Origin of the sequence: Agromyces sp. PvR057 (assembly GCF_040547485.1) — a bacterium.
GTDB lineage: Bacteria > Actinomycetota > Actinomycetes > Actinomycetales > Microbacteriaceae > Agromyces.
In genome coordinates, this window is record NZ_JBEPPT010000004.1 from 211,662 (window position 1) to 226,930 (window position 15,269).

At 71.4% G+C, this 15,269-nt stretch carries 14 protein-coding genes; all 14 read right to left on the minus strand.

What is annotated here, in order from left to right; all coding sequences use genetic code 11:
- Positions 1–11: 11 nt before the first annotated feature.
- Positions 12–383 (minus strand): AtzH-like domain-containing protein, encoded by a 372-nt coding sequence (locus ABIC29_RS15635; RefSeq protein WP_354246870.1) that lies wholly within the window; start codon positions 381–383, stop codon positions 12–14.
- 50 nt (positions 384–433) lie between these two features.
- Positions 434–1,552 carry an acetamidase/formamidase family protein gene (locus tag ABIC29_RS15640; protein ID WP_116085312.1) on the minus strand — a complete coding sequence of 373 codons (1,119 nt, stop codon included), beginning with the start codon at positions 1,550–1,552 and terminating at the stop codon, positions 434–436.
- Positions 1,545–2,249 (minus strand): YoaK family protein, encoded by a 705-nt coding sequence (locus tag ABIC29_RS15645; RefSeq protein WP_354246873.1) that lies wholly within the window; start codon positions 2,247–2,249, stop codon positions 1,545–1,547. Before ABIC29_RS15645 ends, ABIC29_RS15640 begins: the two co-directional genes overlap by 8 nt.
- 16 nt (positions 2,250–2,265) lie before the next feature.
- Positions 2,266–3,684: an amidohydrolase family protein gene (locus ABIC29_RS15650; protein WP_354246876.1), complete on the minus strand. Its 1,419-nt coding sequence runs from the start codon at positions 3,682–3,684 to the stop codon at positions 2,266–2,268.
- Positions 3,681–4,970, minus strand: a complete 1,290-nt coding sequence (locus tag ABIC29_RS15655) for an amidase (protein ID WP_354246879.1) — start codon at positions 4,968–4,970, stop codon at positions 3,681–3,683. The genes ABIC29_RS15650 and ABIC29_RS15655 overlap by 4 nt, the downstream gene beginning before the upstream one ends.
- A complete protein-coding gene (locus ABIC29_RS15660) occupies positions 4,967–6,235 on the minus strand; it encodes a M24 family metallopeptidase (RefSeq protein WP_116085316.1) in 1,269 nt (422 codons plus the stop codon). The genes ABIC29_RS15655 and ABIC29_RS15660 overlap by 4 nt, the downstream gene beginning before the upstream one ends.
- Positions 6,232–7,326, minus strand: coding sequence for a sugar phosphate isomerase/epimerase family protein (locus tag ABIC29_RS15665; protein WP_354246881.1), 1,095 nt, complete (start codon positions 7,324–7,326; stop codon positions 6,232–6,234). The genes ABIC29_RS15660 and ABIC29_RS15665 overlap by 4 nt, the downstream gene beginning before the upstream one ends.
- Entirely contained in the window at positions 7,323–8,780 is a 1,458-nt protein-coding gene (locus ABIC29_RS15670; protein ID WP_354246884.1) for an FAD-binding oxidoreductase, read from the minus strand. Before ABIC29_RS15670 ends, ABIC29_RS15665 begins: the two co-directional genes overlap by 4 nt.
- Positions 8,777–9,859 (minus strand): sugar phosphate isomerase/epimerase family protein, encoded by a 1,083-nt coding sequence (locus tag ABIC29_RS15675; protein ID WP_354246887.1) that lies wholly within the window; start codon positions 9,857–9,859, stop codon positions 8,777–8,779. Before ABIC29_RS15675 ends, ABIC29_RS15670 begins: the two co-directional genes overlap by 4 nt.
- Complete coding sequence (locus ABIC29_RS15680; protein WP_354246890.1) at positions 9,856–10,689, minus strand: ATP-binding cassette domain-containing protein; 834 nt, start codon at positions 10,687–10,689, stop codon at positions 9,856–9,858. The genes ABIC29_RS15675 and ABIC29_RS15680 overlap by 4 nt, the downstream gene beginning before the upstream one ends.
- Positions 10,686–11,576: an ABC transporter ATP-binding protein gene (locus tag ABIC29_RS15685; RefSeq protein ID WP_354246893.1), complete on the minus strand. Its 891-nt coding sequence runs from the start codon at positions 11,574–11,576 to the stop codon at positions 10,686–10,688. The genes ABIC29_RS15680 and ABIC29_RS15685 overlap by 4 nt, the downstream gene beginning before the upstream one ends.
- Complete coding sequence (locus ABIC29_RS15690; RefSeq protein WP_354246896.1) at positions 11,576–12,541, minus strand: ABC transporter permease; 966 nt, start codon at positions 12,539–12,541, stop codon at positions 11,576–11,578. The genes ABIC29_RS15685 and ABIC29_RS15690 overlap by 1 nt, the downstream gene beginning before the upstream one ends.
- Entirely contained in the window at positions 12,538–13,560 is a 1,023-nt protein-coding gene (locus ABIC29_RS15695; RefSeq protein ID WP_116085326.1) for an ABC transporter permease, read from the minus strand. Before ABIC29_RS15695 ends, ABIC29_RS15690 begins: the two co-directional genes overlap by 4 nt.
- Before the next feature lie 67 nt (positions 13,561–13,627).
- Positions 13,628–15,193, minus strand: coding sequence for an ABC transporter substrate-binding protein (locus tag ABIC29_RS15700; RefSeq protein WP_147309221.1), 1,566 nt, complete (start codon positions 15,191–15,193; stop codon positions 13,628–13,630).
- Positions 15,194–15,269 lie beyond the last annotated feature (76 nt).

Consider the following 15,269-nt stretch of genomic DNA (forward strand, 5'->3'; position numbering starts at 1 on the left):
TTCTCTCCCTGTCAAGAGCTGATCGGCGACTGCGAGACGTGGGCCGCGACGATCCGCCACACGCCCTCGTCGCGTTCCCAGAGCTGACTGACGAGTCCGGTTCCGCCCAGGATGCCGACGGATTCGGAGAGCACCCAGGCGTGGCGGTCGCCGACCGGTCGGACATGCATCGCCGTGACGGTCCGCCTCGCGGCACCGCCGCGCGTTCGGCGATACCGGCTGATGGCCTCGTGCCCCACGAGGACGCCCGTACCGTCAGCGCGCAACGTCCGCTCACCGGGAGCGAAGTACCGATCCATCTGCTCGAGGTCGTCGCGCATCAGGGCCGCCTCGTATCCGTTCACCGCCTCGACGAGTCCGTCGGGCAGCTCGGCTCCGCGCACGCCATGCACCTCCGGGTCGGGTCCGACGTCACCGTGGAGGGCACCGGGACTCACCCCGCCCTCCCCGAGCGGTCCACCGACCGGAAGTCGGCCTTGCGGATCCGCGCATGCGAGCCCTTCACGAGGTCCACGACCTGCGAGATCTCGAAATCGGTCGCCGCGCTGAGGTATGCGTATGCGAGCTGCGCCTCCATCCCGTATCGAGCGCCCAGCAGCGCGATCGCCTGACGGACGCATCGCTGCACCGCGACGTCGAGGTCGGGATCCATGCCCGTCGGGATGAGGTGGTCGGCGGTCTCCCCCAATGGCCCGTCCAACGGCCCGAACTCGGCGAGCGCGACGGATGCCGGGACGACGTCGAACCGGATGGTCGCACGGAGCGACCCCTCGAGCGCGGTGAGCGCGACCTCGCCGGCACCCTGCGCGAAATGCGGATCCCCGATGTACGCGAGCGCACCCGGCACCTGCACGGGGAGGTACAGCGCGGATCCCTCGACGAGCAGGTTGACGTCGATGTTGCCGCCATGGGCGCCAGGCGGCACGGAGTGCGGCCGCTCATCCCGATCGACCGCGACGCCCATGACGCCGAGGAACGGGGCGAGCGGGAATCGCACGACGTGCTCCCCGCCTTCGACCACGGGCAGCATGCCGACCCACTCCCCCGACGCGACGTCGAGCTCGATCGGAGTGAACACGCTGACGTTTCGGTCGCCGGCGGGCATCTCGCCCGGCAGCGCCCCCCGGCCGTGCCGATTCGAGATCACGCCGTACGGGACGCGCGGGGCGAGGTCCACGACCGTCAGCTTCAGCAGGTCGCCGGGCATCGCGCCGCGAACGTGGATCGGCCCCGTCACGACATGCGGCCCGTCGTTCGCGGCGTCCCTCGGATGTCGCGACGCGGCGAGCTCGATCGCGTCCCCGAGCACGTCCGACCTCGGCACCCCGTGCGCGCCGAAGTACGAGACGGGGTCGCGGCCCTGGTCCTCGAGGATGCCCTCGTGACTGACCGTGTCGATCGTCACGGTCGCCCCGGCGTCGATCACGAGGACCGGTGCATCTCCGCGTGCGGGCAGGCGCCCCCAGAACTGCGATCCGGGCTCCGCCGGCAGGTAGGCGACCCCGTCGGGCACCCCCTCGCCGCGCTGCAGGATGCCTCGATACTCACCCATGTTCGCTCCCCGTTCCGGCTCGTTCGCCGGCGTCGCGGGAGTCGTCGATCGACGCCGGTCCGGTCGCCGAGCGGCGCCGACCGACCTCGCCCGTGACCGCGACGGCCACCGTGATCGCCGCGGCCAGGGCGATACCGGCCCAGAGCCCGACCTGCAGCAGGAGCGCGCCGGCCGACGCCCCGAGGCAGATGAGGACGATCGCGCCGATGCGCCGCCGCCACGGATGGGCGTCGACGCGACCGCCGAGCAGGGAATCCGCGGCGAGACCCGTGAGCGTGGACGTGACGACGACCGTCGTGACATCCTTCACGGCCAGGTGCCGCGCCGCGCCGGCCTGCATGCCCATCGCGAGACCCAGTGCGGTCGTCACGGCGAGCTGGGTCGCCTCCCCCGGGCGCCCGCCGAGCGCCACGGCGATCGCCGCGGCGAAGAGCACGGCCGCGACGCCGGCGAAGACCACGGTGGTGCGCGGATGCCACCCGGCGACGTGGTCGCGCAGGGCCCGCCCCGCCACGGCGGCCCCGAGCCCGAATCCGCCGAGCGCGAGCACCGGTCCGAGGATCGGCAGTCCGTCGGCGCCGGTCAGGGCCATGCCGAGGATCACGATGTTGCCCGTCATGTTGCCCGTGAAGACACGGTCCAGTCCGAGGTATCCGACCGCGTCGATGACCCCGGTGGAGAAGGTCAGGGCGAGCATCAGGACGAGGTGCGTGTCAGTGGTTGCGCGCGACCTGGCGATGATCCTGCTCCTTCCATCGGGTGAGGTCGACGTCCCCGACGATCGGATCGGGCGGGACCGCCCGGCCGTGGTCGGAGAAGGCCGCGGCGGCGCCGTGCCAGACGCGATCGCGCCGCTCCTGGTAGACCGGCTTCCCGGCGCTGAGCACGAGGTGGCGGGCGGGCTGCGTGATGACCGGCGACTCCTCGCCGACGTCGTCGAGCACCACCAGGTCTGCGCGGGCGCCGACCCGCACGGCGTGCACCTCGTCGGGGAACATCACTGAGGCGGCATCCGTCGTGACGGCGCCGAGGAGCCTCGCGAAGTCGCCATCGCCCACGTGGTGGCCGATGCGGGCCTGCAGGAGGGCGATGTCCAGCGGATCGGCGAGCCCGGTCGGCGTGAAGGCGTTCCTGACGTTGTTCGACGACAGCGCGACCCGGACGTCGGCCTCCCAGAGCGCCTTGAGCGGGGCGACCCCCCGGCGCACCACGCGCGGATCGGACCTGCCGTTGAGGAACAGGTCGGTCGCCGGGAGCGGCACCACCGCGACATCCGCCTCGGCGAGCGCAGCCAGCGTTCGACGGAGCCGCGGCTCCGTGAGCGACGTCAGCGTGGTCGCGTGCCCGATCGCGACGCGTCCATGGAGTCCCCGGTCGGCGGCTCCACGGGCGACGTACTCCGCGAGCCCGAAGCGGGCGTCGCGGTCGTCGTCGGCGAGGTCGAGGTGGAGGTCGGCCTGCAGGCCGCGATCGCGGGCGAGGTCGAGCACCAGGTCGATGTGGCGACGTGCGTCCTCGACGTCGGCCTCGGCGTACGGGCATCCGCCGACGACGGCACCGGATGTCGCATCGAGGGCCTGCTCCATGAGCTCGAGCGTGCCCGGCCTGGACATGAGTCCCTCCTGCGGGAAGACGGCGACCTGCAGCCGCAGCCACGACGCGTGCTCCTCGCCGAGTTCGCGGAGCACGTCGACGGACAGCGTCCCGACTCCGGGATCGACCTCGGTCTGGGCCCGGATCATGGTCGTGCCCGACGCGAGCGCGAGCGCGAGCACGCGTTCGGCACGCCGGCGGACATCGCCCGCGGTGAAGCCCGCCTTCGCCGCGCTCGTGCGTCGGATCGCCTCGGTCAGCCCACCGCCGGCCGAGGATCCGAGCAGCGCCTTGTCGAGGTGCAGGTGAGGCTCGGCGAAGCTCGGCACGACGGCCCGGCCCCCGCTGTCGATGACCGTTCGGGCCTCGCCACGGTCGAGCGCACCCGCCGGCGCGATCGCCGCGATGCGGCCGCGCTCGAGGAAGAGGTCGACCGGCTGCCCGCCGTACGACTCCTCCGCCGCACTGCTCCGCCCGAACGACGCGATTCTCGGAAGGCGGGCGTTCGCGAGCACGGACTCGAACCGCGGTGCGTTCACGTGTCGGCCGACCAGCGGATGTCGACGGCGCGGGCGATCGCGAGGAGCAGCTCATCGTCTCCGGGACGGCCGACGATGCACAGTCCGACCGGGAGTCCGTCGACCTCGGCGAGCGGCAGCGACACGGCGGGCAGGCCGCCGAGGCCGGCGATGCAGGTCATCGCGATGGTGCGCCCGCGGAGCGCGCCCTTCGAGGCCGCGTCCAGGTCGACGCGCGGCGCCGGGCCCGAGGCAGAGGCGAACGCGAGCACCGAACCCGCGGACAGCGCGCGATCCAGCGCTGCGAGCACCTCCGCGCGCGCCTCGTCGGCCGCGGCACCCAGCGCGGGGTTCGCGCCCGAGGCATCCGCCATCCTCGTCGTGACGCCGGGCCCGAACGACGGTCTGGTCGAGGTGACCCACTCACCGTGCGTCGCCCAGATGTCCGGCATCTGCCGAGCCATGAAGGCCGCCCGCCAGTCGGCGAGGCGATCGGGCGCGAGCTCGGTCGTCGAGAAGTCCAGCGAGAGCGCGGAGGCGAGCTGCCGGGCGGCATCGGCCACTGCTGCTGCGACCTCGGGATCCGCGAGCGCCAGGACGTCCTCGGCGAGCACGAGCCCGCGGGGCGCGGGAGCGGGCGCCTGGGCATCCGAGCCGGCGAGCAGCGGAAGCGTGGCGCGTTCGAGCGTCGCGCCGTCGCGCGCCAGCACGCCGACCGCGTCGAACCGCGGTGCGAGCGCCACGGCACCCTCGAGCGGCACACGACCGAGGGTCGTGCGGATGCCGAAGATGCCGCAGTACGACGCCGGCACGCGCGTCGATCCGCCGGTGTCGGTGGCGAGCGCGTAGTCGACGAGGCCGCCCGCGACCGCGGACGCGCTGCCGCTCGACGACCCGCCGGGGATCCGGTCGGCTGCCCGGGGATTCGCCGGCGTCCCGTAGTGCACGTTCGTGCCCGAGAGGCTGAAGGCCAGCTCGTCGCTGTGCGAGACGCCGACGACCGTGGCCCCCGCGTCCACCCAGCGCTGCACCGCCCACGCATGCCGCTCGGGCACCGGATGCGTCGCAAGCCAATCGGGATTGCCGGCCGCGATCGGCACGCCGGCGACGTCGAAGAGGTCCTTGACGACCGTCGCCGTCCCGGCCAGCGGCCCGGTCGCGGCGCCCGTCGCGAGCACCGCCGGTCCGACGCGGAGCGCCCCGAGCTCCGCCGCGAGCGCGGGATCGGGCCGCGCGACCTCGGGCCGAGCGACCTCGGGCCGAGCGCCGGGCGGCGGCGCCGCGAGTTCGGTGGACGTGCCGTTCATGCGTCGACCACCACCAGGCGGTTCGCGATCGTGTTCAGCTCTTCGATGCCGCGGTCCGTGAGCATCACGGTGCCGCCGATGCAGACGCGACGCCCGTCGCGCAGCGCGTTCGGCTCGAACGCGAAGGCGACGCCCTCGGTGATCTCGAAGTCGCCGTCGAGGCCGACGCCGGACGGCAGGGCGGGCAGGTGCGCCAGTGCGGGGTCGACGCCGGGGTTGATCCGGGTCGCGCTGTTGAAGATCACCGGGGCGACGGTCTGCACCATCGGGCCCGTGTTCCAGGTTCCCGATCGCTTGAGCGGCTCGTCCATGATCTCGGCCAGTTCGGAGAAGCGGATGCCGGGCCGCAGCGCGGCCATGCCCGCCTGGTACGACTCGAGGCAGACCTCCTCGAGCTCCCGCAGGAGGCGATCGGGTTCGCCGATGACGACGTCGATCTGCTGCTGCGACTCGAAGCCGCCGTAGTAGGCGAAGAGCTCGGACGCGATGCTGTCGCCGCGCTCGAGCGTGTGGGGCTTGCCGCCCATGCCGAACCACTCGGGCTGGCCCCAGCCGAACCGGTGCTTGCCCGCACGCTCGAGGATGAACGGGGCCCGCATCCACCCGCCGCCCCCGATGATCGCGTTCACGGCGGCCGCCGTGACCTCGCTCTCCAGAGCCCCGATCCGGGTCGCGGCCACGTACGCGGCCGAAGCGGCCTCGCCGAGCGAGGCCGCCTTGCGCACCATCTCCTGCTCCTCCGCGCTCTTGACGAGCGTGAGCGTCTCGAAGGCGTCCGCGACATCCACCCACGTCACCTGCGGGAGCTCGGCCAGCACCCGGTTCCAGGTGCTGAACGGCACGACCCCGGCCCACTGGCCGACCGCGCGGCTCGACAGGCCGACGACGCCGAGGTTCGCGCCGGCGAGACCGCGGCTGCGGATCTCCTCGGCGAGCGACCCGATCGGGTTGCCGTGCTTCCAGTTCTCGACCCAGCGCTCGTACCGCGCGCCGGCGCCGTCGTAGCGGTTGATCGGCACGTCGCCGAGGAACATCATCGGGTCCTCGGCGCCGGTCATCAGGACGATCGCGTGCGACTCCTCGTTCGTGAAGTACGAGTCGTTGGCGTTGCGGCCCCAGCCGAAGACGACGAGGCCGTCGAGACCCTGCTGCGAGGTGAAGTCGCGCACGAGGCGCCAGCGGCGATCGCGCTCCGCGAGGCTCAGGGTCGGGAACACGTCGCTGTCGATCGCGTACGAGTTGGGGATGATGCTCAGCGTGGTCATCGGATGCTCATTTCTGTCGGTTGCGTGGTCGTGTCCGTGGTCGTGGCGGTGGCGAGCTGGTCGAGCACGAGCCGCAGCTCGCGCGCGCTCCGCTCGATGAAGTCGAGGGCGCCGGCGTCGTCGATCGGGGCTCGCAGGGCGGCGAGATCCGGTCGATCGCCGCGACGCGCGCGCTCCTCGTAGCGACGCGTCAGTTCGAGCACACGCTCGAACTCCTCCTCCGCGAGGTCGGCGTGCGAGGCCCGCCACTCGGGTTCGTCGACGAAGAGGGTCATCTCGGCGCTCATGCCGATGACGCCCTCGATCGAGAGGCTGATGTCGCGCCCGGTCGCATCGAGCGTTCCGAGGAGCGCGTGCCAGTCGATGACCCCACTGCCCACCGGGGCGAGGAAGCGCCCGATGCCGTGCTCGGTGGCGTGCATCGCGGCATCCCGCACATGGGTCATGCGGGTGTACGGCGCGACCCGCCGGGCGGCCGCGACCGGATCCTCCGAGCGGACGAGCACGTTCGCGGTGTCGAACGTGATGCCGAACGCGTCGGGCCCGGCCTCCTCGACGAGGCGGACCACCTCGAACGAGGTGATCTCCTCGTGCGTCTCGAGGTTCAGGTGCGCACCGACGTCCCGCAGCAGCGGGGCCAGTCGGTCGAGCACCTTCGAGGTCGCCCGCAGCTGGTCGACCCAGTCCACGTCGGTGCGGAACCGGTCGCAGGCGCGCAGCCCGGGGATGCGGAACTGATAGTTCGCCGTCGCCGTCCAGAGCTCGGTGATCCCGACCGCAGTCACGGCGCGGATGATCCGCTCCATGCCGAGCAGGTAGTCGCCATCGCCGAGGGCCCGGATGCCGGGCGCCTCCGGCGTCGCGAACGGGTTCACCTTCGCGACGCCCACCTCGAGGTACAGCCCAAGGTCGAATGCCGCGGCCGCGACGTCCGCGAGCTCGGCCGGGTCCAGCGTCGGGCTCAGCTCGAAGGCCGTGCGGAAGAAGACCCCCTCGAGGCCGATGTCGGAGGCGGCGCGCAGCATGCCGATCGCGCCGAGGTCGGAGGCCCCGGGGAACTTGCTCGAGTCCGTGCCGATGCGGAGCGTCATTCGGGCACCGCCGCTCCGTCGGTGAGATCCACGAGGCCGCGGGCGAAGACGTTGCGCGGGTCGTAGTCCCGCTTCACGGAGACGAGGCGCTCGTACTTGTCGCCGTAGATCGCGCGGGCGACGTCGTTGCTCCCCTCCTCCGAGGCGAAGTTCACGTACGAGCCGCGCCGGTACGGCTCGAGCGCCCGGTCGAAGCCCTTCGCCCAGGCCACGAGCGACGGCTTCTCGCCCGGGTACTCCCAGTCGGCGCCGATGTTCGCCGCGAAGGCGGCGCCCACGCCCGCCGTCGAGTCCCGGGAGGAATCCCGCGGCGTGCGCGATCCGGCGATGATCTCGAACGGGCACATCAGCTGGTGCGCGATGTGGGCGCTCGAGTTCAGCGCGCGCCCCGGGTAGGCGTCGGACTGCTCGATGATCGTCTCGATCGTGGCATCCGACAGGTCGTTGAGGAACGTGTGCTTCCAGTAGTGCCCGATGCCGTAGCGGAACTCGTCGTCGGTGGCGTGCTGGAGCGTGACGTGCGGCATCGTCCGCAGGCTGTCGTAGATGGGCGTGGCGCGGTCGAACATGCCGGCCGTCGCCTCGGGTTCGTCCGCGGGGTCGCCGTAGTGCACGGTCGCGACCGAGATGATGGGCTGCCCGCGGTGCGCTGCGGGGATCTGCGACCAGTACTCGGGCGCGCGGAGGAGGCGCACGTAGGTGCCCACGTTCTGCGGCGCGTCGAGACCCCACTCGGCGAAGTGGCGCAGGAGGTCCCTGCGGTCCTCGGCCGCGTAGAGCGCCTGCCGAACGGTGGCCACGCCGGGCAGGTCGACGTAGCGGAACACGAACCGCGTGGCGACGCCGAAGTTGTGGCCCGCGCCCTTCAGCGCCCAGAAGAGGTCGGGCTGCTCGTCGGCGCTCGCGGTGAGGATACGACCGTCGGCGACGACGACCTGGATCTCGACGATGTGGTCGACCGTCGCCCCGAACATGCGGGCGAGGTAGCCGAATCCACCGCCGAGCGAGAGACCGGCGACCCCGGTGTGCGAGACGACGCCGGCGGGCACGGCGACGTCGTACTCGGCCGCCGGGCGATCGACGTCGCCCCAGCGGCATCCGGCACCGACGGTCACGGTGCGAGCCTCGAAGTCGAAGCTCACCTCGTTCAGGAGCGCGGTGTCGATGAGCACGGCCCCGTCGGCGACGGACGTGCCGGCGAGGTTGTGTCCCCCGCCCCGCACGGTGACCGGCACATCTCGGTCGACGCACCAGCGCAGGGCGGCCGAGACGTCCTCGGCGGTGCGGCAGCGCACGATCGCGGCGGGGTGCCGGTCGATGTCGGCGTTCCAGACGCGTCGCAGCAGGTCGTAGTCGGCGTGCGCGGGCGTGACCACCTCGCAGTCGAGCGCGGCCGCCAGGTCGATGGCGATCTCCTCGAGTGACGGGAGCAGGGCGGTGGTGGTGGCGGTCATGCGAATTCCTTCGTCGAGGTGGTCGGGTCGAGTTCGATGGGTCGGCGCGCGAGGACTTCGCGCAGATGCCCGGCACAGGCGAGGAGGAACTCGTCGAGGTCCGGATGCAACGGCCGGTGTCGTCGGAGCTCCTCGAGGTCGTCGGCGTGGCCGAGCGCGGCGCGGCGCTCGTAGTCGGCCGCGAGGCCCTCGAGCGTCGAGAGCGCTTCGGGCGTGAGGTCGGGATGGCCGGCCCGCCAGGTCGGGTCCGAGGTGTGCAGCCGCATCTCTGCGCGCACCACGCCGATGGGCTCGACCGTGAGGTGGACGTCGGGATTCGCCGTCAGCAGGACGTCGATCGCGGCATCCCAGTCGATGACGCCCGAACCGCACGGCGCGATGAACCGCGACAGCCCCTCCTCCGTGCGCCACAGCGCCGCGTCGCGCAACTGCGTGGTGCGCACGTACGGCGCGATCCTGGCGATCCCCTCGAGCGGCACCTCGGCACGGACGGCCAGGTTTGCGGGGTCGAGGCACACGCCGAGCACGTCGTCGCCGACGGACTCGATGAGCCGGATCAGCTCGAACGTCGTGATCTCCTCGTGCGTCTCGAGCGCGAGGCGCACCCCGTTCGCACGCAGCGCCGGGGCGAGTCGGTGCAGGAACCGCTCGGTCGCCGCCAGCTGGTCGTCCCAATCGGTGTCCGTGCGGAACCGGTCGGTGAAGTAGATGCCGGGGTATGGCTTGAAGCCGCCGACGGCGGTCCACGCGTTGCTCCAGCCGAACTCCGCGCAGGTCTCGATCAGGCGTTCCATGCCGGCGAGGTAGCTGCCCGCCCCGAGCTCGCGCACCCGGGGCAGCTCCGCGGTCATGTACGGGTTCACCTTGCCGACGCCCATCTCGACGTAGAGCCCCAGCGCCGCCGCGTGAGCGGCGAAGTCCGAGAGCTCGCCGTGGTCCAGGGTCGGCGACAGCTCGTCGAGGGTGCGGACGTTCACGCCCTCGAGGCCCATGCCGGCCAGCGCGTCGAGCGTCTCGTGCGGGTCGCCCCAGGCGGTGCGTCCCGCCTGGATCTTGATGTCTGTTCCGACGCGGTTCATGCGGCAGGTTCCTTTCGAGCGGTGGCGGTTCGTCGGGCCGCGCGTCGTGCGCGCTCGCCCTCGGGGTCGGCTCGCGGCACGGCCTCGAGCAGGGCCCTGGTGTACGGATGCTGCGGATCGCCGTAGAGCTCGTCTCGAGTGCCCGACTCGACGGCGCGCCCGTGCTGCATGATGAGCACGCGATCGGAGAGGTACCGCACGACTGAGAGATCGTGGGCGATGAAGAGCACGGCGAGCGACATCTGCTCCTGAAGGTCGCGCAGGAGGTTCAGCACCTGCGCCTGCACCGAGACGTCGAGCGCGGAGACGGGTTCGTCGCAGACGAGCACCCTGGGCCGGCTGACGAGCGCCCTGGCGATCGCGATCCGCTGGCGCTGGCCCCCCGAGAACGACCGGGGGTATCGGTCGAGGTGCTCGGCCGAGAGGCCGACGAGCTCGAGCATCTCGACGACGCGGTCGTGGCGCTCGCGGCGCGGCATCCGGAGTCCTCGCAGCGGTTCGCCGACGATCGCGCCGACGCGCATGCGGGGGTCGAGGCTCGAATACGGGTCCTGGAAGACCATCTGCACCTCGCTGCGGAAGCGGCGCTCCTGCGCGAAGGTCATGCGGCGGAGGTCGATGCCGTCGTACTCCAGTCGGCCGCTGTCGGGGCGTTCCAGTCCCATGAGGCATCGCACCGTCGTCGATTTGCCCGAACCGGACTCGCCGACGATGCCGAGCACCTCACCGGCGCCGACCGAGAACGAGACCGCGTCGACCGCGGTCGTCGCCCGGTCGCCGATGCCGTACCGCTTCGTGAGTCCCTCCACGCTGAGCAGGGTCTGCGTCATGCTCGAACCTCCGATTCCATTGGTTCCGGTTGCTCCGGTGCCGCCTCGATGAGGTCCTCGACGGTCCGCAGCCGGATCGACGGGTCGGCGTCGATCCGCGGGATGGATCCGAGCAGCGCTGCGGTGTACGGATGCCGCGGCGCGGCGAACAGCTCGTCGACCGGGCGGTCTTCGACGATGACGCCGCGGCGCATCACGGCGACCCGGTCCGCGAGACCCGCGACGATCGCGAGGTCGTGCGTGATGAGCAGGACCGCCAGCCCGAGCTCGCGCGACTGCTCCTCGATGAGGTCGAGCACCTGCTCCTGCACCCGGACGTCGAGCGCGGTCGTGGGCTCGTCGGCGATGAGGAGCGCGGGGCGGCCGATGAGCGCCGCGGCCATCACGACGCGCTGCCGCATGCCGCCCGAGAACTCATGCGGGTACGCCGAGAGACGCTCAGCGGCCCGAGGCACCCCGAGCCGATCGAGCATCTCGGCGGCCCTGGCACGGGCCTGCCGTCGTCGCATGCCTCGGATCACGAGGGGCTCGGCGACCTGGTCGCCGATGGTCAGCACCGGGTTCAGCGCGGTCATCGGGTCCTGGAAGACCATCGACACGGCCGAACCGCGAAGCCGGCGCATCGTGCGGTCGGATGCCCCGACGACTTCGGTCCCGGCGACGCGGATCGAGCCCGACGACTCGACCGTGCGGTCGAGCTGCATGATCGCCTTCGCCGTCATCGACTTGCCCGACCCGGATTCGCCGACGAGGGCGACCCGCTCCCCTGCGGCGATGTCGAGGTCCACCGAGTGCACGAGGCGAAGATCGCCGGCGCCCCCGTCCAGTCGTCGCCGGCCGGGAACGGTCACGTCCAGTCCCCTGATCCGGAGAATCTGTCCAGTCATCAGCGCCCCCTCAGTGACGGGTCGAGGCGCACGCGGATCGCGTCGCCGAGCAGGCCGAACGCGACCGCGGCGAGCGTGATCGCGAGTCCGGGAAACGTGGTGACCCACCATGCGGTGGTGATGTACTCGCGACCCTGCGCGACCATCGAGCCCCAGTCGGCACTGGGCGGCGGCGCGCCGACGCCGAGGTAGGCGAGCCCGGCCATCATCACGATGGTCCCGGAGATCTCCATGCTGGCCTGCACGTAGACGGCATCGAGCGAGTTGGGGAGCACGTGTCGGAACATGGTGCCGAGCGGGCGTCCGCCGGTCACCCTCGCCGACTCGACGTAGGCGCTGGACATCGTCTCCCGGAGCACGCCGCGCACGAGACGGGTCGTGCCGGGCCACATCGCGATCACCATGGCGACCACGACGGACGCGAGCGACGGGCTGAGCGCGGCCGCGATGCCGAGGGCCAGCACCATGGCCGGCAGGGCCATGAAGATGTCGCAGATCCGCATGATGACCTGGTCGACGGCGCGGGGCGCGATCGCCGCGAACGCCGCCACGCCGACGCCGATGACGGTCGTCGCCAGGACCACGAGGATCGCCGCGACGAGGGTCGGGCCCGCGCCGACGAGGAGGCGCGAGAGCACGTCGCGACCGGCGTCATCGGTGCCCATCCAGTGCACCGCGCTCGGCGGGAGCAACGCGTCGGCGGGCACGGCAAGGTACGGATCATAGGGGGCGATGACCGGTCCGATCAGGGCGACGAGGACGAGCAGCCCGGTGGCGCCGATCGCGAATCGGTCGATGAGCACCGACGGGCCGCCGAACAGGCCGCGAATCGTGCTCGCCACGCCGGTGCCGAGGGCGCCGGGGGTCATCCATCCGGTGATGCGGGTCGTGCGGGCCGCGCGGCGAGTGGCGGCGTCCTGCTCCTCCGCGAGGACGTCCACGGCAGGTTCGAGCGAGGTGGTCATGATGCCCCCGTGAGGTGAGATGCACGGACCCTCGGATCGAGGGTCATCTGGATGAGATCGACGACGAGGCCGGCGACCGTGAACACGACGCCGATCACGAGCACGCAGCCGAGCACGGCGAACGTGTCCTGGTTGCCGACGGCGGTGGTCAGGTAGACGCCGAGGCCGGGCAGCGCGAAGACGGACTCGACGAGGAGCGCGGCGCCCATCATCCAGCCGAGCTGCATGCCGATGATCGTGAGCGTCGAGCCGAAGGTCGCGCGCATGGCGTGGTGGGACAGCACCCGGCCCGGCGACGCCCCCTTCGCGACCGCGAACCCGATGTAGTCGGTCTCCATGGCGCCGATGAGGTTCGAGCGCACGTTCCGGGCGACGGTCGACATGAACGGCGCACTCAGCGCGAGCGCGGGGAGGAGGAGGTGCGCGAGCGAGTCGGCGAACGCGGCAGGGTCTCCGGCGATGATCGAGTCGACGAGGTTCGCGCCGGTCACGGTCGGCGGGGCCATCCCGAACGAGTTCGACCCCGAGACGGGGAAGAGCCCGAGGTTCGCGGCGAGCATCCACTGGAGGAGGATCGCGAGCCAGAACACCGGAACGCCCCCGCCGAGCACGAAGATCGTCCGAGCGGCGATGTCCGCCGATCGGCCGCGGTTCGAGGCCGCCACCATGCCGAGCGGCACGGCGATCGCCACGGTGATGAGCATCGTGACGATGACGAGCTGCAGGGTCACCGGCAGCGTGTTCGCGAGGTCGCCCGCGACCGACTGGTGGGTGGAGGCCGAGTCGCCGAGGTCGCCAGTGAGCGCCTTCCCCAGGAAGCGGACGTACTGCTCGGCGACCGGCAGGTCGAGGCCCAGCCGCTCACGTGCCTGTGCGACCTGCTCCGCGGTCGCGGTGCGCCCTGCGGCGATCCGGGCGGCGTCCCCGGGGATCAGCTTCGTCATGAAGAAGACCACGGTCAGGATGCCCCAGATGCTCAGCACTGCGAGCCCCAGGCGCTTCACGATGTACGCGGACATCGGACCTCCTCGATCGAAGTTGGGTGGGTGGGGTGGCCTGCCGAATCGACGGCAGGCCACCTGTGGGTCATTCGCCGACGGTGAGCATCGACGGGTTGAACAGCTGGGCGGTGGGGTCGTAGGTGATGCCGCCGATCCCGTCGCGGAGCACGAGCGTCTGGATCGGGTTCGAGATGTTCACGCTGACCCGGTCGTCGAGGATCAGCTCCTGCGCCTGCGTGAACAGCTCGCACGCGGCATCCGGATCGGGATCGGAGATGCCGGCCTCGAGCAGCGCGTCGACCTCGGGGTTCGAGTACGCGGCGTAGTTCGTCTGGCCGATGAACGCGGAGTCGTAGACGCGGGAGAGCATCGGCCCGATCTCGGGGTAATACGGGAAGTCCCACAGGAGCCCGAGGTCGGGCGTCGTCTCCGGCGAGGCGATCATCGAGACGTATTCGGGGTAGCTGACCGCCTGGAGCTCCAGGTTCAGGCCGATCTCCTTGAGGTTGGACTGCAGGAGGGTCGCGGCCTTCTGATGCTCGGGGATCTGGGCCTGGTACGCGAGCGTGATCGTCTGCCCGTCGGCTCCTGCCTCGGAGATGAGCGCCTTCGCCGCCGCGACGTCCTGCGTGCTCGGACCGCGGTCGACGCGGCATCCGACGATCGGAGCGGCCAGCCCTGTGGCGACCGTTCCCTTGCCCGAGAGGATCGAGGCGACGTGGCCCTCGTAGTCGTAGGCGAGCTGGATGGCCTCGCGGACCTTGGGGTCGGCGGTGAGGCCGCCCTGCATCTTCATCATGACGAAGAGCTGCAGGGCACCGGGGAGCTCCTGCTGCGTGAACTCGTCGCTGCCCGCGACGGCGTCGAGGTCGGTGGCGGTCAAGCCCACGGCCACGTCGACGCCGCCCGAGGTGAGTTCGTTCCGGATGGTGGCGCTCTCGGTGATGTATCGGTAGGCGAGGCTGTCGGGCCGCGCGTCGTCGAAGCGCCAGGAGTCCTCGAACCGCTCGAAGGTCGCATCCTGGTTCGGCGTGTAGTCGACGAGGGCGTAGACACCGGAACCGGCGTCGTTGCTCGCGAGCCACTCCTGTGCGTCGTCGTCGCCCTCGTGCTCCGCGACGAGCACCGAGTCGAGCACGTACACCTTGCTCATCGCTCCGACGAACGTCGTGTTCGTCTTCGCGAGCTGGATCTCGACGGTCGTGTCGTCGACCGCCGTGGCGGACACGTAGTCGCTGATGAACGACGCGACCCCGAGCCCGAGCCCGCTGTAGCGATCGAGCGTGTAGACGACGTCGTCGGCCGTGAGCGGGTTGCCGCTGTGGAACACGACGTCGTCCCGCAGGGTCAGCGTCACGACCGTCGCGTCGTCGTTGTAGCTCCACTCGGTCGCGAGCTGGGGCAGGATCTCACCCTCGGCGTCGTAGGTGATGAGCTTGTCGTACATCGCACCGTCGGTGAAGTCGGTCTGCACATCCGACGCGAGCACGGGGTCGAGGGACTGCGGGGTGGCGCCGGTCCCGATGATGACCGTGTCGTCTCGGGTGGCACCGCCCGACGAAGACGGCTGCGCGGCGCAGGAGGTCAGGACGGCGGTGCCGGCGATGAGGATCGCCGCGATGCGCGCGGCCTTCCATTGGGTTCGTTGCATGTCACTCTCCGATTCGGGGGTGGTGCGGTGGCGTGGGGGGGGTGATGCGGCGGTGCGGCGGGACGGGCGGTGCGGC